This is a genomic window from Curtobacterium sp. MEB011 (genome assembly GCF_030209655.1).
GTDB classification, from domain to species: Bacteria; Actinomycetota; Actinomycetes; order Actinomycetales; family Microbacteriaceae; genus Curtobacterium; species Curtobacterium poinsettiae.
The window spans coordinates 268,925-292,513 of sequence record NZ_JARVRN010000006.1; the positions used below are offsets into that span (position 1 = coordinate 268,925).

18 protein-coding genes, 1 tRNA gene and 1 riboswitch are annotated in these 23,589 nt (G+C 72.0%); of the genes, 11 read left to right on the plus strand and 8 right to left on the minus strand.

Annotated features, from left to right (window positions below; genetic code table 11):
* Positions 1-94 precede the first annotated feature (94 nt).
* A complete protein-coding gene (locus QRN30_RS08535) occupies positions 95-1,648 on the plus strand; it encodes a DUF6716 putative glycosyltransferase (protein ID WP_284760887.1) in 1,554 nt (517 codons plus the stop codon).
* Here QRN30_RS08535 and QRN30_RS08540 read toward each other — a convergent pair.
* Both QRN30_RS08540 and QRN30_RS08545 read right to left on the minus strand, forming a co-directional pair.
* Entirely contained in the window at positions 1,592-1,852 is a 261-nt protein-coding gene (locus QRN30_RS08540; protein ID WP_259552035.1) for a thioredoxin family protein, read from the minus strand. The two genes, QRN30_RS08535 and QRN30_RS08540, sit on opposite strands and share 57 nt — an antisense overlap.
* 29 nt (positions 1,853-1,881) lie before the next feature.
* Positions 1,882-2,172 (minus strand): hypothetical protein, encoded by a 291-nt coding sequence (locus QRN30_RS08545; RefSeq protein ID WP_017886051.1) that lies wholly within the window; start codon positions 2,170-2,172, stop codon positions 1,882-1,884.
* Positions 2,173-2,338: 166 nt separating this feature from the next.
* Here QRN30_RS08545 and QRN30_RS08550 point away from each other — a divergent pair, with 166 nt between their 5' ends.
* From QRN30_RS08550 to QRN30_RS08575, 6 genes are all read left to right on the plus strand, one after another.
* On the plus strand, positions 2,339-2,788 hold the full coding sequence (locus tag QRN30_RS08550) for a MarR family winged helix-turn-helix transcriptional regulator (RefSeq protein ID WP_056071463.1): 450 nt from the start codon (positions 2,339-2,341) through the stop codon (positions 2,786-2,788).
* A complete protein-coding gene (locus QRN30_RS08555; protein ID WP_284760888.1) occupies positions 2,785-4,026 on the plus strand; it encodes an MFS transporter in 1,242 nt (413 codons plus the stop codon). Before QRN30_RS08550 ends, QRN30_RS08555 begins: the two co-directional genes overlap by 4 nt.
* 875 nt (positions 4,027-4,901) lie before the next feature.
* Positions 4,902-5,540 (plus strand): oligoribonuclease, encoded by a 639-nt coding sequence (gene orn / locus QRN30_RS08560; protein ID WP_274007123.1) that lies wholly within the window; start codon positions 4,902-4,904, stop codon positions 5,538-5,540.
* A gap of 75 nt (positions 5,541-5,615) precedes the next feature.
* A tRNA-His gene (locus tag QRN30_RS08565) sits at positions 5,616-5,691 on the plus strand.
* A gap of 108 nt (positions 5,692-5,799) precedes the next feature.
* On the plus strand, positions 5,800-7,962 hold the full coding sequence (locus QRN30_RS08570; protein ID WP_284760889.1) for an acyltransferase family protein: 2,163 nt from the start codon (positions 5,800-5,802) through the stop codon (positions 7,960-7,962).
* Entirely contained in the window at positions 7,962-8,306 is a 345-nt protein-coding gene (locus tag QRN30_RS08575) for a metallopeptidase family protein (RefSeq protein WP_284760957.1), read from the plus strand. The genes QRN30_RS08570 and QRN30_RS08575 overlap by 1 nt, the downstream gene beginning before the upstream one ends.
* A 52-nt stretch (positions 8,307-8,358) precedes the next feature.
* Here QRN30_RS08575 and QRN30_RS08580 read toward each other — a convergent pair whose 3' ends face one another.
* Together QRN30_RS08580 and QRN30_RS08585 are read right to left on the minus strand one after the other, a co-directional pair.
* Positions 8,359-9,627: an acyl-CoA dehydrogenase family protein gene (locus QRN30_RS08580; protein ID WP_284760890.1), complete on the minus strand. Its 1,269-nt coding sequence runs from the start codon at positions 9,625-9,627 to the stop codon at positions 8,359-8,361.
* Positions 9,624-11,045: an LLM class flavin-dependent oxidoreductase gene (locus QRN30_RS08585; RefSeq protein WP_259496445.1), complete on the minus strand. Its 1,422-nt coding sequence runs from the start codon at positions 11,043-11,045 to the stop codon at positions 9,624-9,626. Before QRN30_RS08585 ends, QRN30_RS08580 begins: the two co-directional genes overlap by 4 nt.
* Before the next feature lie 102 nt (positions 11,046-11,147).
* Between QRN30_RS08585 and QRN30_RS08590 the strand changes: the two genes are divergently transcribed.
* Positions 11,148-12,557, plus strand: coding sequence for an MFS transporter (locus QRN30_RS08590; protein ID WP_284760891.1), 1,410 nt, complete (start codon positions 11,148-11,150; stop codon positions 12,555-12,557).
* A 46-nt stretch (positions 12,558-12,603) separates the two neighbouring features.
* On the opposite strand, the gene QRN30_RS08595 is transcribed toward QRN30_RS08590, so the two are convergent.
* The 4 genes from QRN30_RS08595 to QRN30_RS08610 all read right to left on the minus strand — a co-directional run bounded on the left by QRN30_RS08595 (position 12,604) and on the right by QRN30_RS08610 (position 16,949).
* Positions 12,604-13,260: a nucleoside/nucleotide kinase family protein gene (locus tag QRN30_RS08595; protein WP_214585636.1), complete on the minus strand. Its 657-nt coding sequence runs from the start codon at positions 13,258-13,260 to the stop codon at positions 12,604-12,606.
* The gene (locus QRN30_RS08600; protein ID WP_284760892.1) at positions 13,253-15,784 is read right to left on the minus strand and encodes an ATP-binding cassette domain-containing protein; all 2,532 of its coding nucleotides are present in this window, start codon (positions 15,782-15,784) and stop codon (positions 13,253-13,255) included. The genes QRN30_RS08595 and QRN30_RS08600 overlap by 8 nt, the downstream gene beginning before the upstream one ends.
* Positions 15,785-15,801: 17 nt before the next feature.
* On the minus strand, positions 15,802-16,440 hold the full coding sequence (locus tag QRN30_RS08605; protein ID WP_056071483.1) for an ECF transporter S component: 639 nt from the start codon (positions 16,438-16,440) through the stop codon (positions 15,802-15,804).
* Positions 16,435-16,546, minus strand: a riboswitch (TPP riboswitch). It overlaps the preceding gene by 6 nt.
* An 82-nt stretch (positions 16,547-16,628) precedes the next feature.
* A complete protein-coding gene (locus QRN30_RS08610; RefSeq protein WP_027464636.1) occupies positions 16,629-16,949 on the minus strand; it encodes a hypothetical protein in 321 nt (106 codons plus the stop codon).
* Between the two features lie 128 nt (positions 16,950-17,077).
* Here QRN30_RS08610 and glgX point away from each other — a divergent pair, with 128 nt between their 5' ends.
* The 3 genes from glgX to treZ are packed head-to-tail and all read left to right on the plus strand — an operon-like array spanning position 17,078 to position 23,555.
* Positions 17,078-19,309, plus strand: a complete 2,232-nt coding sequence (gene glgX, locus QRN30_RS08615; RefSeq protein ID WP_284760893.1) for a glycogen debranching protein GlgX — start codon at positions 17,078-17,080, stop codon at positions 19,307-19,309.
* Entirely contained in the window at positions 19,306-21,804 is a 2,499-nt protein-coding gene (gene treY, locus QRN30_RS08620; RefSeq protein ID WP_284760894.1) for a malto-oligosyltrehalose synthase, read from the plus strand. Before glgX ends, treY begins: the two co-directional genes overlap by 4 nt.
* Complete coding sequence (treZ, locus tag QRN30_RS08625) at positions 21,801-23,555, plus strand: malto-oligosyltrehalose trehalohydrolase (RefSeq protein ID WP_194590217.1); 1,755 nt, start codon at positions 21,801-21,803, stop codon at positions 23,553-23,555. The genes treY and treZ overlap by 4 nt, the downstream gene beginning before the upstream one ends.
* Positions 23,556-23,589 lie beyond the last annotated feature (34 nt).

The following is a 23,589-nucleotide window of genomic DNA, read 5'->3' on the forward strand; positions in this document are numbered from 1 at the left end:
GCGAAGCTGCGTCGCGTCGGCGCGTGAGCGCATGCAGTCCCCATCCGGGCGCCGGCGAGCAGGCACCGCTCGCGAAGCTGCGTCGCGTCGGCGCGTGAGCGGAGCGCACGTGAGCACCGCGCACGTGACCGGCCCGGTCGACGGGACCCGCGCCCTGGACGTGCCGGCTGACGGCGGTGGGTCGACCGGCGGACGGGAGGCGCGCCTCCCGTCCGCCGCGCCACCACGCGTCCGACGCGTGGTCGGCCTGGTCGACACCGACTCGTTCGCGAAGTGGGGCGCCCACCTGCTGGCGACCGCGCCCGCCGACTGGGACCTGGAGCTGCGCACCGTGGCGACCCCGCGGTCGGCCAGTCCGAAGCAGCTGCGCTCGGCGTTCCGCGGGTTGGACCGACGACTCGCCCACCTGCACCGCGAACCGCCCGCACCGAAGGACGTCGACGCCGCCGTCGAGGAGCTCCGACAGGACCCGCCGGACGCCGTCCTGGTGTCCTTGATCGGGCCCGTGGCCGAACTCGTGATCGACGAGGTGCACCGGCGGATCCCGGACCGGCCGGTGCTGGTGTCCGGGCTGCCGGGGATCTCGTTCCCCGCGAAGTGGAAGGGCATCTTCTTCCGCGCCCGGGCCGACCTGTTCGTGCTGCACAGCCACCGCGAGGTGCGCGCGTACGAGGAACTGGCGCGCGAGGGCGGGGTCGAGCCGCACTTCGCACTCGCCACACTGCCGTTCGCCCGGGGTGCCGGCGCGACCGGCGGTACCGGCGCGACGGGCGCGCCCGTCCGCGACTCCGTCGTCTTCGCGGCGCAGCCGAGTGTGCCGCTCGAGCGGGCCGACCGGGCCCTCGTCGTGCGCTGGCTCGTCGACACGGCCCGCGCGCACCCGGAGTGGCGCGTCGTCATCAAGACCCGCGCCGCGGCCGGCGAGCACCAGACGCACCGCGAGGAGCACCCGTACCCGGACCTGGTGCCGGCGGACGCCCCGGCCAACCTGGTGGTGGAGAGCGGCCCGATGGCCGACCACCTCGACCGCGCGGTGGCACTCGTGACGATCAGTTCGACGGCCGTCCTCGAGGCTGCGGCCCGGGGTGTCCCCGCGCTCACGCTCACCGACTTCGGGATCGGTCGGCACCTGATCAACGAGGTGTTCGTGGGGAGTGGCCTCGAGGGGGACGCCGTCGACCTGGTCGACGGCCGGTTCGGGGTCGTCCGGCCGGAGTGGATGCGGGACAACTACTTCCACCCGGCCGCCGAGGACGACTGGCAGCGCCGACTGGTGGACCTCATGGCCCGACGGGACGCCGGGAGGCTGGTGGACCGGGCACCGGCTCGGCGGAGCCGTGGTGGGGCGCTGCGACGTGCGTGGGAGCGGAAGAACGCCCTCGGTGGGGCCGATCGAAGCCCGCTCGGGCTGGTCGCGCTGGGCATCGGGGCGCCGATCCGGAGTGCGAAGCGCCTGGCTCGGCGCATGCGGGCACTGATCGATCCGCCGGAGCCCGTCGTGGTGTCGGCGCCGACGTCGCAGCGCGCAGGAGGGCGCGCCGCTGCGCCCGCGTCGGGGGCCGCCGCTGGGACGGCCGCGGCAGCGGCTCGGTCAGACCGCCTTGGCCACCGCGAGCAGGAGCTGGTCCCGGGTCGGGACGCCGGGTGAACGGAAGACCTCGGTGCCGTCGTCCTGCCGCACGATGATCGTGGGCGTGGACCGGACACCGAGGTCTTCCGCGTCGTCGGGGTGCGCCGCCACGTCGTGTTCGGTCACGGTGAGCCCGGGGACGAGCGCCGAGGCCTCGGCCGACACCCTGCGGGCGGCGGCGCACGGCGCACAGAAGGCGGACGTCCAGAGATCGAGCTGCATGTGGTCCTGCAACGCGGCGGGTGGGGGTTCTACTCCCGGTCGAACTCACCGCTGCGGTCGCCGCGGTCCTGCAGGTCGTCCACGGGGTCGGACTCGCTCGGCTCGTAGGTGAACTCGACCGAGATCTGGTCGAGCACCTGGCGGGACTTGGTGGCGCGGTAGGTGAAGGCCGTCTGCAGGCCCTCGACGTCGGCGAACACCGTGACCTCGTCGTCCAGCGCGTCGCTCGTGGCGGTGCGGGTGTCGGTCGTGCCGTCGAAGGGGCCGCCGTGGAAGATCGCGGTGTACTCGTCGCCTTCGTGGATGGTGATGTCGCTCATGCGTCCCTTCTACCAGGCGGCGGCTGGGGCAGCCTGTTCAGCCCGTGCTTGCGCGGCGGTCCTCGCCGGTTGCGCGGCGGCCCTCGCACGTTGCACGGCGGTCTTCGCCGGTTGCGCCCCGGTCGCCGCCGTTGCGGAATGCATAGCATCGCTATATAGTTCCGCTATGGAAACACCGCGTGAGCAGACGATCGAGACCCTCCTCGTCTCCGTCAACCGCCTGATCCGCCGCGCCGTCCAGTCGACGGGCAACACGTCCTCCACCGCCGTCTGGCGCACACTCGGCATCCTCGAGACCGACGAGCCCCTGCGGCTCGGCGAGCTGGCCACCGCGTCGCGCGTGGCGCAGCCCACGATGACCCGGCTCGTCGCCGGCATGCTCGCCGACGGTCTGGTCAGCCGCAGCGTCGACCCCGGCGACTCCCGCGGGCAGCTCATCGAACTCACCGGTGCCGGGCGCGACCGGCTCGCGGCCTGGCGTTCCACCCTCACCAGCACGGTCGGCCCGTTGTTCGCCGACCTGACCGACGACGACTGGGACGTCCTGCACCATGCGGCGGACCTGATCGCCCAGCGCACCCGGACAACCCCCAACGGAACGGAGATCCCCGCGTGAACGCCCACGCACCCGCCGGCCGGTCCGGCTCCATACTCAAGCAGTCGTCCGCGGTCTGGGCGATCGCCTTCGCCTGCGTCGTCGCGTTCATGGGCATCGGCCTCGTCGACCCGATCCTCCCCGCGATCGCCGCGTCCCTGAAGGCGACCCCGGCGCAGACCGAGCTGCTCTTCACGAGCTACCTCGCCGTCACCGGTGTCGCGATGTTCTTCACGAGCTGGGTCTCGAGCCGCATCGGCGCGAAGCGCACCCTGCTCATCGGACTCGCCCTGATCGTGGTCTTCTCGGTCCTCGCCGCGACGTCGAACAGCGTGTGGAGCATCATCGACTTCCGCGCCGGGTGGGGCCTCGGCAACGCGCTCTTCATCTCCACCGCGCTCGCGACCATCGTCGGGGCAGCGTCGGGCGGCACCGCCTCGGCGATCATCCTGTACGAGGCAGCGCTCGGCCTCGGCATCGCCGTCGGCCCTCTCGTCGGCGGTCTGCTCGGCTCGGTGAGCTGGCGCGGCCCGTTCTTCGGCGTGACCACCTTGATGGCCGTCGCGTTCATCGCCATCGTCGCCCTGCTCAAGACCGGCAGTCTCGAGAAGCCCACACCCACCAAGCTCTCCGCACCGTTCCGCGCTCTCGGTCGTCCCGCGCTCGCCGCACTCGCCGCGACCGCGCTGTTCTACAACATCGGCTTCTTCGTCCTGCTGGCGTACACGCCGTTCCCGCTCGGCTTCGGCGCGCTCGGCATCGGGTTCACGTTCTTCGGCTGGGGTGTCGGCCTCGCCATCACGTCGGTGTGGGTCGCCCCGATGCTCACCGCCCGGCTCCGCAGGACGACCGTGCTGAAGATCGTGCTGCCCTTGCTCGCACTCGACCTGTTCGCCGCCGCGCTCGTCGTCCGGTCGCAGGTGGGCCTGATCATCTGCGTCGTCATCGGCGGCCTCGTGCTCGGTGTCCTGAACACCGTGTTGACCGAGTGCGTCATGGAGGCCACCGACCTCCCCCGCTCGGTCGCCTCGAGCGCCTACTCCGCCGTCCGCTTCATCGGCGGCGCCATCGCCCCGCCCGTCGCGACCCTGCTCGCCGACGAGTACTCCCCCTCGGCGGCGTACGTCTTCGCGGGTGCGTCCGTCGCGGTCGCCTTCGTCGTGATCCTCTGCACCACCAAGGTCCTGCGCCGCGTCGACGACGGTGCCGAGCCCGAGCGCGTCGAGGCCGAGGCGATCACCGCCGGCGAGATGGTCTAGGGGCGGGGCGGGTCCACCGCCACGCGGACGCTCCCCGCTCGCCCCGATTCTCCCGCCTGCCCCGCTTCTCCCGCTTCTCCGCGAGCGGGCGAAATGCCCGGGTGTCCCCCGTGGGCACTCCGGCATTTCGCCCGTTCGTGCATCTGCGCGCCCGCTCCCCGTACACCCGTGCACTCACTCCCCTCTCCCCCTGAGCGGGCGAAATGCCCGGGTTCGCCCGCAGGGCGACCCGGGCATTTCGCCCACTCGCGGAGGACTCGAGCGGCCGGCGGGAACGCCGCGGCAGGCGGGGTGGAACGAACCGCCTGGAGGCGCGACGCAGCCCGCCGGGGTCGCCACGGGCCTCCAGGCGGTCGCCGGCAGTGCTGTCGGCTCACGTCGCGGCCGAGCGGGCGGAACATCCGGGTGCGTCCGCCCAGCGGGCCCGGCATTTCGCCCGCTCGGCTGGACGCGAGCACGCGAGCGGGCGAAGGCGTGACGGAGCAACCGGAGCGCCGTCGTCGGCGAGCGGGCGAAATGCCGTGCCCGCCGGCGGAGCGGCCGCGGCATTTCGCCCGCTCGTGGTGGGGACGCAAGTCCGAGCGGGAGCGCCGCGGCAGGCGGGGTGGAACGAGCTGACTGGAGGCGCGGGGCGGCCTGCCGGGGTCGTGACGGTCCTCCAGCCGGTCGCGTGTACCGCCTGCGCTTCGTGTCCCGGACGAGCGGGCGAAATACCCGGGTGCGTTCGGAGGGCGACCCGGGCATTTCGCCCGCTCGCGGATCGGACCCACGGAACGGGCCGACGGGATGACGGGCACGGGCGCGGGCACGCACGGCCGCCCCCCGCGCCCGCGGCCCGTACGGGAGGCACGCAGGGCGGGAATAGGATCGAGGACATGGCAACCGCGAATGACCGCCTCGTCTGGATCGACTGCGAGATGACCGGCCTCGACCTCGAGGTCGACGAACTCGTCGAGGTGGCCGTGGTCATCACCGACTTCGACCTCGAGCCCGTGCACCCCGGGTTCGACATCGTCATCAAGCCGGACCAGTCGGCGCTCGACAACATGAACGAGTTCGTGACGAACATGCACGTCACCTCGGGCCTCATCGAGGAGATCCCGAACGGCGTGAGCCTGGCGGACGCCGAGTACCAGGTGCTCGAGTACATCCTCGAGCACGTCCCCGCCGAGGGCTCCGCGCCCCTGGCCGGCAACACGATCGGCACCGACCGGGCGTTCCTGTCGAAGTACATGCCGCGCGTCGACGGACACCTGCACTACCGCAGCGTCGACGTGTCCAGCATCAAGGAACTCTGCCGCCGCTGGTTCCCGCGCGTGTACTTCAACGCGCCGGAGAAGCACGGTGGGCACCGTGCCCTCGCGGACATCCTCGAGTCGATCCGCGAGCTCGAGTACTACCGCCGCGCCGGCTTCGTCGCCGAGCCCGGCCCGAGCACCGACGACGTGCGCGCCGTGCAGGCCGGCGTCGTGGCGAAGTGGGAGTCGCGGCTGGCGCAGCCCACGGCCGAGTAGCGACACGGGTGGTCCGCACCCCGTCCCGCATGTACTACTATTGAGTGGTCGCGCCGGTCCGCCGGTTCGAACATGGTGGATATAGCTCAGTTGGTAGAGCGCCTGGTTGTGGTCTAGGAGGTCGCGGGTTCGAGACCCGTTATTCACCCCAGTACTGAAGAACAGACGAAGGCCCCGGTCCGTTGGACCGGGGCCTTCGTCGTTCCGCGAACATGTTCGGGTCTTGTGTAAAATATGTACTTCTGTATATTGTAGATCAGTGCAGACCCGATCCTTTCGACCAGACATCCAGGGCCTCCGTGGGATCGCCGTCGCCGTGGTCGTCCTCGACCATGCGTTCCGTTGGCCGAGCGGTGGGTTCCTCGGCGTCGACGTCTTCTTCGTGATCTCCGGGTTCGTCATCACCGCAGGGCTGCTGCGTGAACACGGGCGGACCGGACGGATCCGCCTCCGGGCCTTCGCCGCCCGCCGCGTGCGCAGGCTCGCGCCGGCATCCCTCCTCGTGATCCTCGTGACCACGGCTGCGGCCTGGGTCCTCCTGCCGACGAGCAGGTTCGCGTCGGTCGCCGCCGATGCCGTCGCCTCCGTGCTCGCCGTGCAGAACTGGCGGTTGGCAGCAGCGGGCACCGACTACTTCGCGGCGACGGCAGCCGCCTCACCGTTCCAGCACTTCTGGTCCCTCGCGGTCGAGGAACAGTTCTACCTGGTGCTCCCGGTCCTCCTGCTGCTCCTGCTCGGGCGTCGCGCACGCCGAGACGATCGAACCGTCGGGCGCTCGGCACGTGCAACCGTCGTGATCGGCGGCCTCACGGTGTGCTCTCTCGCTTGGGCCTTCGTCGCTGCTGCGGTCGACCCTGCCTCCGCGTACTTCTCGACGGCGACGCGTGCATGGGAGCTCGGCGTGGGTGTCCTCGCCGCGATCGCTGTGCACCGTGCCCGGTCGGTCCGCCCGTGGGTCGCGGAGTGCATGGTCGTCATCGGACTCGGCGCGATCGCCGCGTCCGTCCTGCTCGGGCGGGAGAGCTTCGGCATGCCGGCACCGCTCGCACTCGTCCCGACGCTCGGTACCGCGCTCATCCTGGTCGCCGGAGCCGGAGCCGAAGCCGGAACCGGAGCCGGCGCCAGCTCCCGCTCCAGCTCTGGTCCCGCACCCACCCGCACGGCCTGGGCAGCGGCACCGCTGCGCTGGCGTCCCCTCGTCGGACTCGGGACGGTGAGCTACTCGCTCTACCTCTGGCACTGGCCGTTCATCGTCCTGCTGCCCCTCTTCACTTCGCTTCCCGTCGGCATCGCGGTCGTCCTCGCACTGCTGACGTCGATCGCGAGCTACGCAACGGTGGAGACCGCCTTCCGGCACCGCGGCCTCCGCGCCACGCTCCAGGAACACCGTCTGCGGCTGCAGGTCGGCGCGCTGGCCGCGCTGACCGTGCTCACCCTCGTCACCGTCTCGGGAACCGCCGAGCGGCTCCGGCCGCTCCCACCGGTTCCCGCTGCCGCACCCGCCGCCGGGGACGACACCGACCTCGCCGCCGACGACTCGTTCCCGGCGCTGCAAGCCCGCGCCGACGCCATCGCAGCAGGGCTGGGCGCGCGATCGTGGCCGGACGACCTGACTCCGAGTGCCGAGGCGATCAGCGCCCCTGGCTACGCAGACTCCCTGACGAAGACCTCGAGTTGGGCGCCCACCCTCGGGTGCTCGGTGATCGGTGCCGATTGGCGCGCGGACTCGTGCACGTGGGGCGCCGCTCCGGGGACGTCCGTGATGCTCACTGGCGACTCCACCGGTGCGTTCTCGGCGCCGGGGTGGAGAGCGCTCGCAGAAGACCCCGACGCCGATGTGCAGGTCCGGAACGGCGCACAGATCGGCTGCCCCTTCTCCACGACGGCGCTCACCTCGGACGTCGACACCTGCGCCGCCCACAACGCGGAGGTGCTCGCCGAGCTCGAACGGACGACCCCGGACATCCTGGTCGTGACGAACCGGTTCTGGGACAAGGAAGACCCGAGCCTCGAAGGGATCACGCGAGAGTCCTACGAATCCGGCGTCAAGGGGATCATCGAGGCCGCCCGACCGCACGTCGGCCGCGTCGTCGTCGTACCCGCCACCCCGCCGGGGTACGCGCCGACCGGCTGTGTCGCCGGCACCCGGGGGCCACAGGACTGCCGAGAAGGCGATGCGACAGCCCGCGCCCAGATGCGTTCCCTGACCACCCTGCTCGACGACGTCGACGAGACCACGGTGCTCGACACGACCCCCCTCTGGTGCTCGTTCGGTACCTGCCCGCTGCTCATCGGGAACGTCCTCACCCGCTTCGATCCGGTCCACGTCACACCGGAGGCTTCGCAGGCATCGGCGCCGGCGCTGCTCGACCTGCTCCGGAAGGAGGACATCCTGCCGGGTGTGCGACCATCGACCCCGTGATGGAGATGTCCGCCGAGGCCTTCGAGCAGCTCGTGACCGACGAACTCGACCTGCTCCCCGACGAGATGGTCGACGGGCTCGACAACGTGGTGTTCGTCGTCGAGGACGAACCGGAGAACGGCGAAGAGTTCTTCGGTGTCTACGACGGCATCGCAGCCACCGAGCGCGGGCAGTACGGCTTCGGCGAGCTGCCCGACCGCATCGTGGTGTTCCGGAAGCAGCACCTGGCCGAGTGCGACACCGTCGAGGAGCTCAAGGACGAGGTGCACACCACCCTCGTGCACGAGATCGGGCACTTCTACGGCATCGACGACGAGCGGCTGCACGAGCTCGGCTGGGCGTAGCGGCCAGCGACGCGCCCGCGCACCGCACCCGCACCGCACCCGCACCCGCGCCTCAGAACCGCGTCGGCCCCACCTCGTGGTACTTCTCCCACGCCCCCACCGGCCCCCGCCCGTGCAACGCGTACTCCCCCACCATCCGCTCCTTGTAGGCCGCCGGGTTGTGCGACGCCACCACCCGCGCGTTCCGCCAGTGCCGGTCGAGCGCACGCGTCCGGTCGGCCGCTGACGCCCCGCCGACCTCGAACAGCTCGGACGCCGACCGCAGCACCCGCGGCCCGATCTCGACCTGCGCCTGGTACACGGCGTTCTCGGCCGCGTCGAGCAGCACGCGGTCGACACCGGCCCCGGGTTCGTTCGTCGCGACGACCCCGTCGAGCAGCCCGGCGGCGGCGGCGACGAGCGACCGGGCGGTGAACGCGCCGGCCGACAGTCGCCCGAGCACCGCGAGCACCTGCGGGTCCTGGCCCGGCACGGCTGCGTTGGCGTGGATGTACGTGCGGGTCCGTGGTCGCACGAAGGCCACGGCGTCGTCGGACACCGCCTGCCCGATCCCGGCGAGGACCGCCAGCAGGTACAGCTGGTAGAAGGCCTGGATGTGCGACAGCGGGGCGTCCCGGTACGCCGACACCACCGACGGGTCGACCGACACCCCGTCGAACACGGTCGTGCCGGACGCGGTCAACCGCTGCCCGAAACCGTCCCAGTCGTCGATGCTCGTCACGCCCGGCGCGGAGGCGTCGACGGCGAACGTCACGCGCTCCCCGTCGCGGTCCGCCGCCAGGTAGATCCAGTCCGCGTAGAGCGTGCCGGTCGAGTCGTACTTCGTGCCGTCGAGTCGCACCGCCCCGGGCCCGGACGGCGTCACGGTCGTCGAGATGTCGGCCAGCGTCGTCCCGGTCCGCTCCGAGGTCGCGTTCCCGATGATCGCGCCGCCGACGATGCGCTGGAGCCACTCGTCGCGCGACGCGGAGTGCGGCCGCAACAGCACCAGTTCGGTGTACCCGAAGTGTCCCCGCCACAGGTGCGCGATGTTCGAGTCCGCCGCCGCCAGGTCCGCCACCAGGTGCGCGAGTTCCACCAGCGTCACGCCGAACCCACCGCGGTCCTCCGGCACGCGCAACCGCCCGAACCCCGCGTCGGCCAGCGCCCGGACCTCGGCGTGCGGCAGCGGCCGGTCGCCCGGCTTCCCGGACGCAAGCTCACGATCCACCGCGCCGTCGCGGATCGTCGCGAACACGGGCGCGAAGCGTTCGCGCAGGGTCGCCAGACGGTCGGCCGGGAGGCCCGGCATGCGTCCGTCAGTCGTCGTCGCGTCCGTCATGCGGGCACCTCCACCGCACGGGCCGCGTCCGCGACGCCGCTCGCGCCACCGGAGAACGCCCCGCGCCACTGCCGGGCCGGGTGCGAGTCCGGTAGCTGCGCGTGGCCGAAGAGCTTCTCGCGCAGGGTGCCCTCGCGGTACTCGGACTGCATCAGCCCGCGCTCCTGCAGGGTCGGCGCGATGTGGTCGACGAACTCCTCGTAGGAGCCGGGCAGCGTCCAGTTGATGACGTTCACGCCGTCGACGCCCACCCGCTGCCAGTCGGCGAGCTCGTCGGCGATCTGCTCCGGCGTCCCGACGACCCGGGCGCGGAGCTTGGCGGACAGGCGTGCGAGGTCGGCGATGGTCGGTTCGCGGTCCCCGGCGGCCTCGCGGAGCCACTGCAGGTGCGACTGCCCGGCGTGGGTGCGGACCTCGGACAGCGGGGTGTCGGGGTCGAGGGGCTCGCCGGTGTCCGCGTCGAAGCCGAGGTTCGAGTGCACCAGGAACCCGTCGGCGGCCAGGTACTCGTCGATCTCCGCTTCCTTGGCCTTCGCCTCGGCCTCGGTCGAGCCGGTGACGAAGGTCAGGCCGAGGAAGAACGCGATGTCGTCCCGCTGGCGGCCGGCGGCCTCGGCCAGGTCGCGGGTCTCCCGGATGAGCTGTTCGGTGGCGTCCCGGTTCGAGGTGAGGATGAACTGGGCCTCGGCGTTCCGGGCGGCGAAGGCACGGCCTGCCGGCGACGACCCGGCCTGGAACAGCACCGGGGTCCGCTGCGGCGACGGTGCCGACAGGTGCGGGCCCTGCACGTCGTAGCGCTTGCCGTGGTGGTCGATGCGGTGCACCCTGTCGGGGTCGGCGTAGCCGCGGACGGGGTCCTTCAGCACGGCGCCGTCGTCCCAGGATCCCTCCCAGAGCTTTGCGCAGACCTCGAGGTACTCCTCGGCCCAGACGTAGCGCTCGTCGTGCTCCTCGAGCCGGTCGGCGCCGAAGTTCCGGGCGGCGCTGTCGAGGGCGCTCGTGACGACGTTCCAGCCGATCCGGCCCCGGGTGATGTGGTCGAGCGTGGAGACCTTGCGGGCGAAGTCGAACGGGTGCGCCTGGATGACGCTCGAGGTGAACGCCAACCCGAGGTGCTCGGTCGACACGGCGAGCGCGGAGAGCAGCACCGAGGGATCGTTCGAGGGGATCTGCAGCCCCTCGCGCAGGTTGGTCGAGTAGTCACCGCGACCCGGGCCGTAGGTGCCGACGACGTCGGCGAAGAACACCGCGTCGAACTTGCCGCGCTCGAGGGTCCTCGCCAGGTCGGTCCACAGCGTCACGTCGTCGAAGTCGGCCTGCCGAGCATCGGGGTGCCGCCACAGGCCGTGCTGGATGTGCGACGTCGTGTTCATGACGAAGGCCGCGAAGCGCAGCGGGCGGTTCGGTGCATCGCTCATGCGACCCATCGTGGTCGGCGGGCACCGCCCGCCGACAGCGACGTGACCTCACGTTACGCGTGGTGTTCCCCGGCGCAGTGGACGCGACCATGCTCCTGAGGCATGCCGAGCCAGCCCACCGTCACCGCGCCTCCCGGCCGTCCCGCCGCACCGTCGACCAGCGCGACCCGTCGTCGGGTCGCGCTCGCGTCGTTCATCGGGACGACCGTCGAGTACTACGACTTCTACCTCTACGCGACGGCCTCGGCGCTGGTGTTCGCACCGACGTTCTTCCCGTCCGTCACGCCCGCGGTCGGGGTGATCGCGTCGTTCGCGACCTACGGCGTCGGGTTCGTGGCGCGGCCGCTCGGCGGGGTGGTCGCCGGGCACCTGGGCGACCGGATCGGGCGGAAGAAGCTGCTCGTCGCATCGCTGGTGCTGATGGGCATCGCGTCCACGCTGATCGGGGTGATCCCGTCCGCCGCGACCATCGGGGTCGGCGCCGTCGTGGCGCTCGTGTTCCTGCGGCTACTGCAGGGTGTCGCGGCCGGAGCGGAGTGGGGCGGCTCGGCGCTGCTGTCCGTCGAGCACGCGCCCGAACGGCACCGCGGGCTGTTCGGGGCGTTCACGCAGATGGGCTCGGCCGGTGGGATGCTCCTGGCGACCGGGGTCTTCACGCTCGTGCGGTCGCTGCTCGGCACCGAGGCGTTCCTGGCCTGGGGCTGGCGGCTGCCGTTCCTGTTCTCCGCCGTGATCGTCGCGGTCGGGCTCGTCATCCGGCTCGGCGTGCAGGACGCCCCGGTGTTCCAGGAGCTGCGTGCCTCGGGTGGGGTCGAACGGTTCCCGGTGTGGCAGGCGATCCGGCAGCACCCGCGGTCGATCCTGGTGACGGCGGGCCTGCGACTCGTACAACCGGCGCTGTACTCGATCCTGACGACGTACTCACTGACCTACCTCGGCAACGTGCGGGGGCCGTCGGGCTCGGACGCGGGGCTGCAGGCCGTGCTCGTGATCTCGGCGGTGTCGCTCGTGTCGACGCCGTTCTGGGGGTGGCTGTCCGACCGGGTCGGGCGGCGGGTGCTCACGATCTGGTCGGCTGTGGGCATCGCGGTGCTCATCTGGCCGTTCTTCGCGTTCCTCGACGCCGGGCCCCTCGTGCTGCTGCCGCTCGTGGCGCTGATCGGGATGTGCGTGTTCCACGACAGCATCTACGGCCCGCAGGCGGCGTGGTTCGCGGAGCAGTTCCCGACCGGGCGGCGGTACTCGGGGATGTCGCTCGGCTACCAGATCGGGTCGACCTTCTCGGTGGGGCTGACGCCGCTGCTGGCCGCGGTGTTCGTGCAGTTGGGCGGTGGCTCGCCGTGGATCCTGTGCGGGTACCTCGGGGTGTACGCGGTGCTGACGATCGCGGCGGCGGTGTTCGCGGTGGATCCGCGCGCGGTGGCGCGGCGGGAGGGCGGCGCGGGTGCGGGGGCGGGCGGGCGCGGGCGCGGGCCGAGTCTCGGCTTGACGGACAGTTCTCGCCTTCCGTAGCCCGAGAACTGTCCGAGGACGCGTGACTCGCGGCCGCCGCAGGGCGCTACGTCCGCAGGACCACGTCGGCCAGGGCGGCCGGGTCCTCGGCGGCGATGAAGGCCTGCTCCTGCGCGGCCCAGCGGTCCCACTCGCGTGCGAAGACCTCGCCGTCGCGTCCGATCGCCCGGTCCCAGCGCACGGCGTCGTCGGCCTCGAGCCACACACGCAGCGACGCCAGCGGTGCCGACGCCCGCGACAACGCCCCGCAGCCCTCCACCACGATCGGCAGGTCGGGGTCCACCGACGTCCACTCCGCGGGTCCGTCGGCGTCCCAGTCCCATCGTCGGTAGCCGCTCGGCGCTCCGAGCACGTCGGTCACCAGGGCGTCCGAAGCCGCTCGCAGGCCGTCCCAGCCCGGGTAGAGGTCGTCCAGGTGCACGAGCTGCGCTCCGAGCTGTTCCGCGACCTGCGCGCCGAGGGTCGTCTTGCCCGTGCCGGACCGGCCATCGATGAGCACGATGGCACGGTGGCCCGTGGCGGCGGCGACACCGGCGGCAGCAGCAGCGAGGCCCGGGGCGAGGTCCCCCGCGGTCGTGCCGGTCCCCGCGGTCGTGCCGGTCGTGCCGGTCCCGCCGGTCGTGCCGGCCCCGCCCGTCGTGCCGGCCCCGCCCGTCGTGCCGGCTCTGCCCGTCGTGCCCGTGGCACGTTCCGCGTCAGGCACGCCAGGTCCCCGTGCTCACCGCGACGGCGATCGACACCACGCCGATGCCGACCAGCACCGCCACCGTCGCCCACTCCGGCCCGGCGAACCGCGCGACCCGCGCCCAGGTCCGCCGTCCGGGAGCGCCGAACCCGCGTGACTCCATCGCCACCGCCAGGGTCGTCGCCCGGCGCAGCGCGAGCACGAGCAGCGCGAACGCCATGGTCGCTCCGCGGCGCAGCCTCCCGGAGTCCGCCAGTCCCCGGGCACGCCGGGCCATCGCGAGCTGTCGCCAGTCGTCGACGAGCAGCGTCATCATCCGGACGGCGGCGAGGGCCCCGAGCACGAAACGCGCGGGCAGCCGCAGCACCTGCGCGAGCCCGTCCGCCAGGTCGGTCGGGTCGACCCGCACGAAGAGCGCGATGGCTGGCACCCCCACCGCGAGGACCCGGAGCGCGGTCGCCAGCGCGAGCGTCAGCGATCCGTCGGTGATGTGCGCGAACCCGAGGTCGAACCACTCCCGACCCGAGGGTCTGCCGTACAGCGCGATGCTCACCGCCGTCAGCGGCACCGCGACCAGCACCGGTGCGAGTCGGAAGAGCAGTGTCCGGACCGGCAGGCGCAGGAGCGGCAGGAGCGCGAGTTCGAGCGCCAGGGCGACGGCGGCCGAGACGACGTCGAGGCTCAGCACCAGGCAGACACCGAGTGCGAGCACGCCGATCAGGGAGGCGACGGGCTGGACGCCGGGGATGCCGGTCGCGCGCGCGGCCAGCGGTCGTCGCGTGGGGTCCGACGCGTCGGTCGCGGCGGTCCGGTCCGTGTCGGTGGTCCGGTGCGTCCCGGCGGTCCGGCCTGGAGGCCCGGGGCGGTTCCCGGCTGTCGGTCCCGTCTCCGGGATGGCCGCGTCCGACGGTCCCTGGTCGCGCCCGACGGATCGCGCGCCGTCCGGCCCGAGGACGACCTCGTCGGCGTCGAGTGCCCGGACGAGGTCGCGGTCGTGGGTGACCGCCACCACCGCGGTGCCGGCATCGGCGAGTGCTCCGAGGCGCCCCACGACGGCCTGCCACGTGGCACGGTCCTGCCCGGAGGTCGGTTCGTCGAGCACGACGACCGGCGGACGGGCCGCGATGGCCGAGGCGATCGCGAGTCGTCGCTGCTCGCCGCCGGACAGGGTGAACGGGTTGGCGTCGGCCAGGTGTGCGAGCCCGAACTCGTCGAGCAGCGCGGAAGCCCGTTCCGCTGCGTCGGGAGCACCGAGCACGCGGGGGCCGGCTTCGACCTCCTCGCGCACGGAACGGGCGACGAACTGGTGCTCCGGATCCTGGAACACCGTGCCGATCCGGGCCGCGAGTTCGCGGCTCGTCCAGGTGTGGGGCGTCGTGCCGATGCCGTCGGCCAGGAGGTCCGTGGCGTGGAGCTCACCGGCTGCCGGCGGGAGCAACCCCGCGAGGGTCAGCCCGAGCGTCGACTTGCCGACACCGTTCGGTCCGGTGACCGCGAGGACCTGCCCGGCTCGGAGCCCGAGGTCGATGCCGTTCCCGACCGGCCGCTTCCCCCGTGCTGTGCCGAGCCCCCGCGTCTCGAGCAGCACCGTGGTCCCCGCCTCCCCGGCCCCCTCGCCCAGCGCCCCTTCGCCGAGCGGGCGGAATGCCGCAGTCACCCCGCCGGGCGACCCGGGTATTTCGCCCGCTCGTCCCGCCGCACGCTGCCCTCGCGCAGAACCGCGCTCCGGCTCGGCACCGGGCACCCAGACCCCGGCCGCGGTGAGCGCCTCGCCGTGGGTCGCCAGCACCTGCGCCGGCGGACCGTCCGCGACGACGCCGCCCGCCGGTTCGAGCAGCACGAGCCGGTCGACCAGGTCGAGCCAGGTGCCGATCCGGTGCTCCACCACGAGCAGCGTCGCCCCGGTGTCGTCGAGCAGTGCCCGGACGGCGTCGTGCACCTGCGCCACACCCTCGGGGTCGAGGTTGGCGCAGGGCTCGTCGAGCACGAGCGCACCGGGCCGCATCGCGAGCACGCCGGCGAGCGCCAACCGCTGCCGCTGCCCGCCGGACAACTGCGCGGTGGAGCGGTCGAGCGGCAGGTCGAGGCCGACGACGTCGAGCGCGGACCGCACCCGGTCCCAGGTCTCGTCGCGGGGGACGCCGGCGTTCTCGCAGCCGAAGGCCACGTCGTCGCCGACGCGGGACATCACGGTGTGCGCCTCGGGGTCCTGCATGACGAGGCCGACACGCCCGCGGACCGCGCGGGGGTCGGACTCGTCGACCAGGAGTGTCCCCTGCACCGACGCCGCGGTGGCGTCGGTGGCGTCGGGTTCGTCGGGCAGCACGCCGGCGACGGCTCGCAGGAGCGTCGACTTGCCGGCCCCGGACGGTCCGACGACGGCCACGCGCTCCCCCGGCTCGACGACCAGGTCGACTCCGCGGACGGCCCAGGCGTCCCGTTCCGCGTACCGCCAGCCCCAGCCACGGAACACGATGCGCGCCCCGCGGACGCCGACACCGGCACCGGCACCGGCGTCGCCACCGGCAGAGGAGGGCGTCACCGACGGAGCGGGCACGGTCACACCAGGGCGCGGGGTTCGCGACGGCTGTGCTCGCGGCCGGCGGCGAAGGACGACAGCACCCCCGTGCGGGCGAGTGCCCGCACGATCAGCCAGGAGCCCGCTCCCGCGATCACGGCACCGGAGACGACGGCACAGATCACGTAGACGACCTTGAAGGCGACGTCGAGTCCCGGGTACCAGAGGACGGTGTCGTTGATGCCGAGCGCGAGCCCGGCAGCGGCACCGGCGAGGACGACGACCGGCAGGCGGTAGACGCGGTACAGGAACAGCGCGAGGACGATCTCGGCGCCGAGGCCCTGGACCAGCCCGGCCTCGAGGGTGAGCCATCCCCACTGCGTGCCGAACAACGCCTCGACCGACGCGGCCACCATCTCGCCGTAGAGCGCGGCGCCGGGCTTCCGGACGACGATCGCGACGATCGGGCCAGCGAGCAGCCAGACCCCGCCGAACAGGGCCTTCGTGCCGGGGAGCACGAGGTCCATCACGGCGCTGATGGGTTCGTAGCCGAACTCCCAGAGCCGGAAGACGACTCCGAGTGCCACCGCGAGCACACTCGCGACGACGATGTCGACGACCCGCCAGCGCAGCGATCGCCGCGGAGCGGTGGTGACGGTTGTTGACGTGCCTGAAGGCATGCTGCTGACTCCTCCCTGCGCCGGCATGATCCGGATCAGGTTCGACGGTCGGAGCGCCGATCGCTCCCTCTCAGCCCGGCGGTCCCGGACTCCCGTGTGTGTGCCAGCAGTCTAGACGCGGTCGCGACCGCGTGAAGGACTGGAGGCCCGTGGCGGCGTCGCCACGGGCCTCCCGTTGCGTCAGGTGGTCACTTCTTGAGCGCGCGCACCAGCTTGCGCAGGACACGCCCGGCCACCCACACGAAGGGGATGCCCACGACGATCAGTGAGATCGGGTTCGGCTCGAACACCAGGTCCTTGCCCGGGCGACGGACGTAGGCGCCGACGGGGGCCGACAGGCCGCCGCCACCGCCGCCACCGTTCTCGTCGTCCCCGCCGCCACCGAAGCCGAACCAGCTGACGGACACGGGGATGAGGGTCTGGTCGCCGACCTCGACGGGTTCTCCGTAGTTCGTGGAGACCCCGAGCGGGCGGACCTGGTCTGCGATCTTCGAGACGATGTTGGCCATGCGCGCGACGCTACTCGTCCGTTCCTCAACAGGCCGCGGGGCGCCTCACGCATCCACAGCTGGGGCTTGTCTGCGGACGCGGACGAGTGCCGCCGATATGTTGGCCGCACCCACACCTGGAGGACCGTTTGCACACCTGGCCCGGAAACCCGTACCCGCTCGGGGCGACCTACGACGGGAGCGGCACGAACTTCGCGCTGTTCTCCGAGGTCGCCGAGCGCGTCGAACTCTGTCTGTTCGATTCCGACGGCAACGAAGAATGCGTCCGCCTGCTCGAGGTGGACGCCTACGTCTGGCACGCGTACCTCCCCAACATCGGCCCCGGGCAGGAGTACGGCTTCCGCGTGCACGGCCCGTACGACCCGGACTCCGGCGCGCGCTGCAATCCGTCGAAGCTCCTGCTCGACCCGTACGCCAAGGCGACCAGCGGCGAGATCGACTGGGACCAGTCGCTCTTCTCGTACACGTTCGGCGACCCGGACTCGACCAACGACGAGGACTCCGCGTCGCACATGATGAAGGGCGTCGTGATCAACCCCTTCTTCGACTGGCAGGGGGACCGTCCGCCACGCACGCCGTACGGCGAGACCGTCATCTACGAAGCACACGTCAAGGGCCTCACCGAGACGCACCCGGACGTGCCGGAAGAGCAGCGCGGCACCTACGCCGGCGTCGCCCACCCTGCGGTGATCGAGCACCTGCAGCGCCTCGGCATCACCACGCTCGAGCTCATGCCGGTGCACCAGTTCGTGAACGACTCCACCCTGCAGGACAAGGGGCTGTCGAACTACTGGGGCTACAACACGATCGGTTTCTTCGCGCCGCACTCGGCGTACTCGTCGTCGGGCGACCAGGGCCAGCAGGTCCAGGAGTTCAAGACGATGGTGCGCGAGCTGCACCGCGCCGGCATCGAGGTCGTCCTCGACGTCGTCTACAACCACACCGCCGAGGGCAACCACCTCGGCCCGACGCTGTCGTTCCGCGGCATCGACAACGCGGCCTACTACCGCCTGGTCGACGACGACAAGAAGTTCTACATGGACTACACGGGCACGGGGAACTCGCTCAACGTCGGGCACCCGCACTCGCTGCAGCTCATCCTCGACTCGCTCCGCTACTGGGTGACCGAGATGCACGTCGACGGGTTCCGCTTCGACCTGGCGTCGGCGCTGGCGCGCGAGTTCTACGAGGTCGACCGCCTGTCGGCCTTCTTCGAACTGGTCCAGCAGGACCCGATCGTGTCGCAGGTCAAGCTCATCGCCGAGCCGTGGGACGTCGGCCCCGGTGGTTACCAGGTCGGCAACTTCCCGCCCCAGTGGTCCGAGTGGAACGGCAAGTACCGCGACACCGTCCGTGACTTCTGGCGCGGTGAGTCGTCGACGCTCGGCGAGTTCGCGTCCCGGATCTCGGGCTCGGCCGACCTGTACGAACACGACGGTCGCACGCCCAAGGCGAGCATCAACTTCATCACCGCACACGACGGCTTCACGCTGTACGACCTGGTGGCCTACAACGAGAAGCACAACGAGGCCAACGGCGAGGACAACAACGACGGCGAGAGCCACAACCGGTCGTGGAACTCCGGCGCCGAGGGCCCGACCGACGACGAGGCCGTGAACGCGATGAGGCTGCAGCGCCGCCGGAACTTCCTGGCGACCCTGCTCCTGAGCCAGGGTGTGCCGATGCTCGCGCACGGCGACGAACTCGGTCGGTCGCAGTCGGGCAACAACAACGTCTACGCGCAGGACTCCGAGCTCAGCTGGATCGACTGGGACAGCGCGGACGAAGACCTCATCCAGTTCACCGCCGACGTGGTGAAGCTGCGGCACGACCACCCGACGTTCCGCCGGACCCGGTACTTCAACGGCCGTCCGGTCCGTCGTGGCGAGGGCGAGCCGCTGCCCGACGTGGTGTGGCTGACCCCCTCGGGCGACGCGATGGACCCCGAGGACTGGGACTCCGGCTTCGGCAAGAGCGTCGGCATGTACCTGAACGGCGAGGGCATCCGCGGCCGCGATGCCCGCGGTGAGCGCGTCACCGACGTCGGCTTCATCACGTACTTCAACGCCCACGACGACGTCGTGACCTTCACCCTGCCGCCCGAGGAGTACTCCCCCGGCTGGACCGTCCGGATCGACACCGCGGACCCCGGCGCCCGTGACGAGGTGCTCGACGCGGGCACCCCGCTCGACGTCCCCGCACGGTCGATGATCGTGCTCCGCGCCGAGCCCGACCACGAGGTCACGAGCACCCCGGTCGACGCCGAACAGGACGGTGCCACCGAACCGGCAGCACCGCAGGACGCCGTCACCCCGGTCAACCCGGCCGGGTCCACCGCACCGAGCGGAACCGCCCGATGACCGCCGGAACGCCCGGCGCCGCGAACCGCGTGCCCGCGTCGACGTACCGCCTGCAGGTCTCCGCCGACTTCGACCTCGACGCCGCGCGCGACCTGGTCGGCTACGTGCACGACCTCGGCGCCGACTGGCTGTACCTGTCGCCCGTGCTGCAGGCCGAGTCCGGGTCGAACCACGGCTACGACGTGGTCGACCACACCCGCGTCGACACCGACCGCGGTGGCGACCAGGCAATGCGGGCGCTGGCCGAGGCCGCGCACGCCGTCGGCCTCGGGGTCATCGTCGACGTGGTGCCGAACCACGTCGGTGTCGCGACCCCCGAGTCGAACCCGTGGTGGTGGTCCCTGCTCGAACTCGGCCAGGGCTCGCCCGTGGCCTGGGCGTTCGACGTGGACTGGGAAGCCGGCGACGGCAAGCTCCGGGTCCCCGTGCTGGACGACCGGCTGCTCGACGCGATCACGCTGGACACGTCCGACGCCGAGCGTCCGGTGCTCCGCGTCGGCGAGACCGCCTACCCCACGGCGCCGGGCACGGTGCACGACGGCGACACCGTCGAGACCGTCCACGAACGCCAGCACTACGCGTTCGTGCACTGGAAGCGTGCCGACCACGACCTGAACTACCGCCGGTTCTTCGCGGTGAACACCCTCGCGGCGATCCGCGTCGAGGAGCCCGAGGTCTTCGCGGCCTCGCACGCGGTCATCGGCGGCTGGTTCCGCGACGGGCTCGTCGACGGCCTGCGCATCGACCACCCGGACGGGCTGTACGACCCGGCGGGCTACCTGCAGGACCTGGCGGAGCTGACCGGCGGGGCCTACACCCTCGTCGAGAAGATCCTCGAGCCCGGCGAGCAGCTGCCGAGCTCGTGGCCGGTCGACGGCACCACCGGGTACGACGCCCTCGGGGTGCTCGACCGCGTGTTCGTCGACCCGGCGGGCGAACAGTCCCTGACCGCGGCGTCGGGCGCCGAACCGACCGACTGGCAGCAGCTCACGCACGACACCCGACGGGGCATCGCGGACGGCATCCTCGGCAGCGAGGTCGAGCGGCTCGCTCGTCTGCTCGCACCGAGTGCCGTCACGGAGACGATCACGCACGAGCGGATCGTCGACGCGGTCGCCGAGGTCGTTGCCTCGTTCGACGTGTACCGCACGTACCTGCCCGAGGGCGCCCACCACCTGATCACCGCGCTCGAGCGCGCCGCCGCGGCCCGCCCGGACCTCGACGACGTCATCGACCGGATCGCACCGGCCCTCGTCGACCCGACGAACGCCGCGGCCCTCCGACTGCAGCAGACCAGCGGCATGGTGATGGCGAAGGGCGTCGAGGACACCGCGTTCTACCGCACCTCGCGCCTGTCGTCCCTGAGCGAGGTCGGCGGCGACCCGAGCGTCTTCGCGGTCTCCGTGGCGGACTTCCACCAGGCACAGCGCGAACGGCTGGGCAGCTGGCCGCACACCATGACGACGCTCACCACGCACGACACGAAGCGCAGCGAGGACACCCGCGCCCGCATCGCCGTGCTGGCCGAGCTCGGCGACGAGTGGGCCGCCACGCTCGAACGGCTGCAGTCGCTCGTGCCGCTGCGGGACCGCGTGTTCGCCGACCTGCTCTGGCAGGCGATCGTCGGCGCGCGGCCCGCCAGCCGCGAACGTCTGCACGCCTACGCCGAGAAGGCCTCCCGCGAAGCCGGGGACAGCACCACGTGGACCGAGCCCGACGAGGCGTTCGAGCAGCAGATGCACGCGATCGTCGACGCCGCGTTCGACAACCCGGACGTGGTCGCCGTGCTCGATGCCCTCGACGAGCAGATCGACGCTGCCGGGTGGTCGAACGGTCTCGCCCAGAAGCTCGTCCAGCTCACCGCCCCCGGCGTCCCCGACGTCTACCAGGGCACCGAGTTCTGGGACCGCTCGCTGGTCGACCCCGACAACCGACGCCCGGTCGACTACGCCGAGCGGCGTCACGTGCTCGCCGAACTCGACGGCCCGGACGACGACGGCCCCGAGGACTTGCCGGCCATCGGCATCGACGGAGCCGCGAAGCTCCTGGTCACGACCCGCGCACTGCGGATCCGACGGGACCACCCGGAGCTGTTCACCCGGTACCTGGAGCTCGAGGCCACCGGCAGCGCGGCCGACCACGTCATCGCGTTCGACCGCGGCGGCGCCGTGACGATCGCAACGCGCCTGCCGATCGGCCTCGACCGCGTCGGCGACTGGGGCGACACCCTGGTGCACGCCGTCCCGGTCGAGCGCATCGACCTGCTCACCGGCCGACACGTCCCCGCTGACCGCGGGATCGCGCTGGCCGACCTGCTCACCACCTACCCGGTCGCGCTGCTCGTGCCCGCCGACGCGGTCGGTGCAGCCGGCCACGCCGACGCGGTGACCGCCGTGTCCGACGCGAGCGGTGCCTCCCGGCCCGCCGCCGGCACGACGGACGCCACCGAGTCCGACGCGCAGGCCGAGATCGACATCCTGGAGGGTCACGCATGACCGCACCCGACCGTTACGCCGTCTGGGCGCCCGAGCCGGAACGGGTCCGGCTCGTCGTCGACGACGTCGAGTACCCGCTCACCAAGGGCACCGACGACTGGTGGTCCACCGACTCCGTGATGCCGGTGGTCGGTGCCCGGTACGGGTTCCGCATCGGCGACGACGACGCGGTCCGACCGGACCCCCGGAGCCGGTACCAGCCCGAGGGCGTGCACGGCCCGTCCGAGGTCGTCGACCCCGCTCGGTTCGCGTGGACCGACGAGTCGTGGACCGGACGCCCGGCCCGCGGCGCCGTGATCTACGAGATGCACATCGGCACCTACACGCCCGAGGGCACGCTCGACGCCGCCGCCCAGAAGCTGGACCACCTGGTCGAGCTCGGGGTCGAGTTCGTCGAACTGCTCCCCGTCAACGCGGTGAACGGCGAGTGGAACTGGGGCTACGACGGGGTCGGCTGGTTCTCGGTGCACGCGCCGTACGGCGGCCCGGACGCCTACGACCGGTTCGTCGACACGGCGCACGCGCTGGGGCTCGGTGTCATCCAGGACGTCGTCTACAACCACCTCGGCCCGAGCGGGAACTACCTGCCGCTGTACGGCCCCTACCTGCTCGCCGGGCTCGGCAACACCTGGGGCGACTCGGTGAACGTCGAGCACCCCGAGGTCCGTCGGTACGTCCTCGACAACGTGCGCATGTGGTTCCGCGACCACCACGTCGACGGGCTCCGGCTCGACGCCGTGCACGCGATCCGCGACACCACCCGCCCGCACGTGCTGGCGTCGATGGCCGACGAGACCGACGCCTACTCGTCGTTCATCGGTCGTCCGCTGTCGCTCATCGCGGAGTCCGACCTCAACGACCCGGTGATGTTCCGGCCGCGCGAGGCCGCCGGGTACGGCCTCGCCGGACAGTGGTCCGACGACTTCCACCACGCCGTGCACGTGGCGCTCACCGGTGAGACGAACGGCTACTACGCCGACTTCGCTCCGCTCTCGGCGCTGGCGAAGGTCCTCCAGGACGGCTTCTTCCACGACGGCACCTGGTCGTCGTTCCGCGGTAAGCGGCACGGCCGACCGATCGACCGTGGGACCTCCCCCGCGACGGCCCTGGTCGTCGCGAACCAGAACCACGACCAGATCGGCAACCGGGCCGCCGGCGACCGGCTGGCCGCGACCCTCGACGACGAGGGGCTCGTGATCGCCGCAGCCCTGACGCTCCTCGGGCCGTTCACGCCGATGCTGTTCATGGGCGAGGAGTTCGCGGCCTCGACACCGTGGCAGTTCTTCACCTCGCACCCGGAGCCCGAGCTCGGCACGGCCACCGCCGAGGGGCGCATCGCCGAGTTCGCCGAGCACGGCTGGGACGAGTCCGCCGTGCCGGACCCGCAGGACCCGACGACGTTCACGAACTCGAAGCTCGACTGGGCCGACGTGAGCTCGGAGCGCGGTGCGGCGATCCTGCGCGCGTACCGGGTGCTGATCGCCCTGCGTCGCACCGACCAGGCGTTCGTCGACCACCGGTACGAGGCGAACGCCGTCCGCTTCAGCGAGGACCATCGCTGGCTCGTGCTCACACGCGGACTGCTCGGCCCCGACGTCACGCCGGTGCACGTCGTCGTGAACTTCGCCGATGACGCTGCCGAGGTCCCCGTCCCTGAGGCCGAGGGCGAGGAGCTCTACGGCTTCGGGGCGACCGAGGTCGATGCCGGCGTCGTCCGGTTCCGCGGCCGAGGCGTGGTCGTGCTGCGGTAGACGCGCGTCCGCGTGCTGCGCTTGACGCGCGTCC

Excerpts from the sequence above, each read along its gene's own strand:
- QRN30_RS08540 (WP_259552035.1), bottom strand. The coding sequence starts at position 1,852 with ATGCAGCTCGATCTCTGGACGTCCGCCTTCTGTGCGCCGTGCGCCGCC.
- QRN30_RS08545 (WP_017886051.1), bottom strand. The coding sequence starts at position 2,172 with ATGAGCGACATCACCATCCACGAAGGCGACGAGTACACCGCGATCTTC.
- QRN30_RS08550 (WP_056071463.1), top strand. The coding sequence starts at position 2,339 with ATGGAAACACCGCGTGAGCAGACGATCGAGACCCTCCTCGTCTCCGTC.
- orn (WP_274007123.1), top strand. The coding sequence starts at position 4,902 with ATGGCAACCGCGAATGACCGCCTCGTCTGGATCGACTGCGAGATGACC.
- QRN30_RS08575 (WP_284760957.1), top strand. The coding sequence starts at position 7,962 with ATGGAGATGTCCGCCGAGGCCTTCGAGCAGCTCGTGACCGACGAACTC.
- QRN30_RS08580 (WP_284760890.1), bottom strand. The coding sequence starts at position 9,627 with ATGACGGACGCGACGACGACTGACGGACGCATGCCGGGCCTCCCGGCC.
- QRN30_RS08585 (WP_259496445.1), bottom strand. The coding sequence starts at position 11,045 with ATGAGCGATGCACCGAACCGCCCGCTGCGCTTCGCGGCCTTCGTCATG.
- QRN30_RS08590 (WP_284760891.1), top strand. The coding sequence starts at position 11,148 with ATGCCGAGCCAGCCCACCGTCACCGCGCCTCCCGGCCGTCCCGCCGCA.
- QRN30_RS08605 (WP_056071483.1), bottom strand. The coding sequence starts at position 16,440 with ATGCCTTCAGGCACGTCAACAACCGTCACCACCGCTCCGCGGCGATCG.
- QRN30_RS08610 (WP_027464636.1), bottom strand. The coding sequence starts at position 16,949 with ATGGCCAACATCGTCTCGAAGATCGCAGACCAGGTCCGCCCGCTCGGG.
- treY (WP_284760894.1), top strand. The coding sequence starts at position 19,306 with ATGACCGCCGGAACGCCCGGCGCCGCGAACCGCGTGCCCGCGTCGACG.
- treZ (WP_194590217.1), top strand. The coding sequence starts at position 21,801 with ATGACCGCACCCGACCGTTACGCCGTCTGGGCGCCCGAGCCGGAACGG.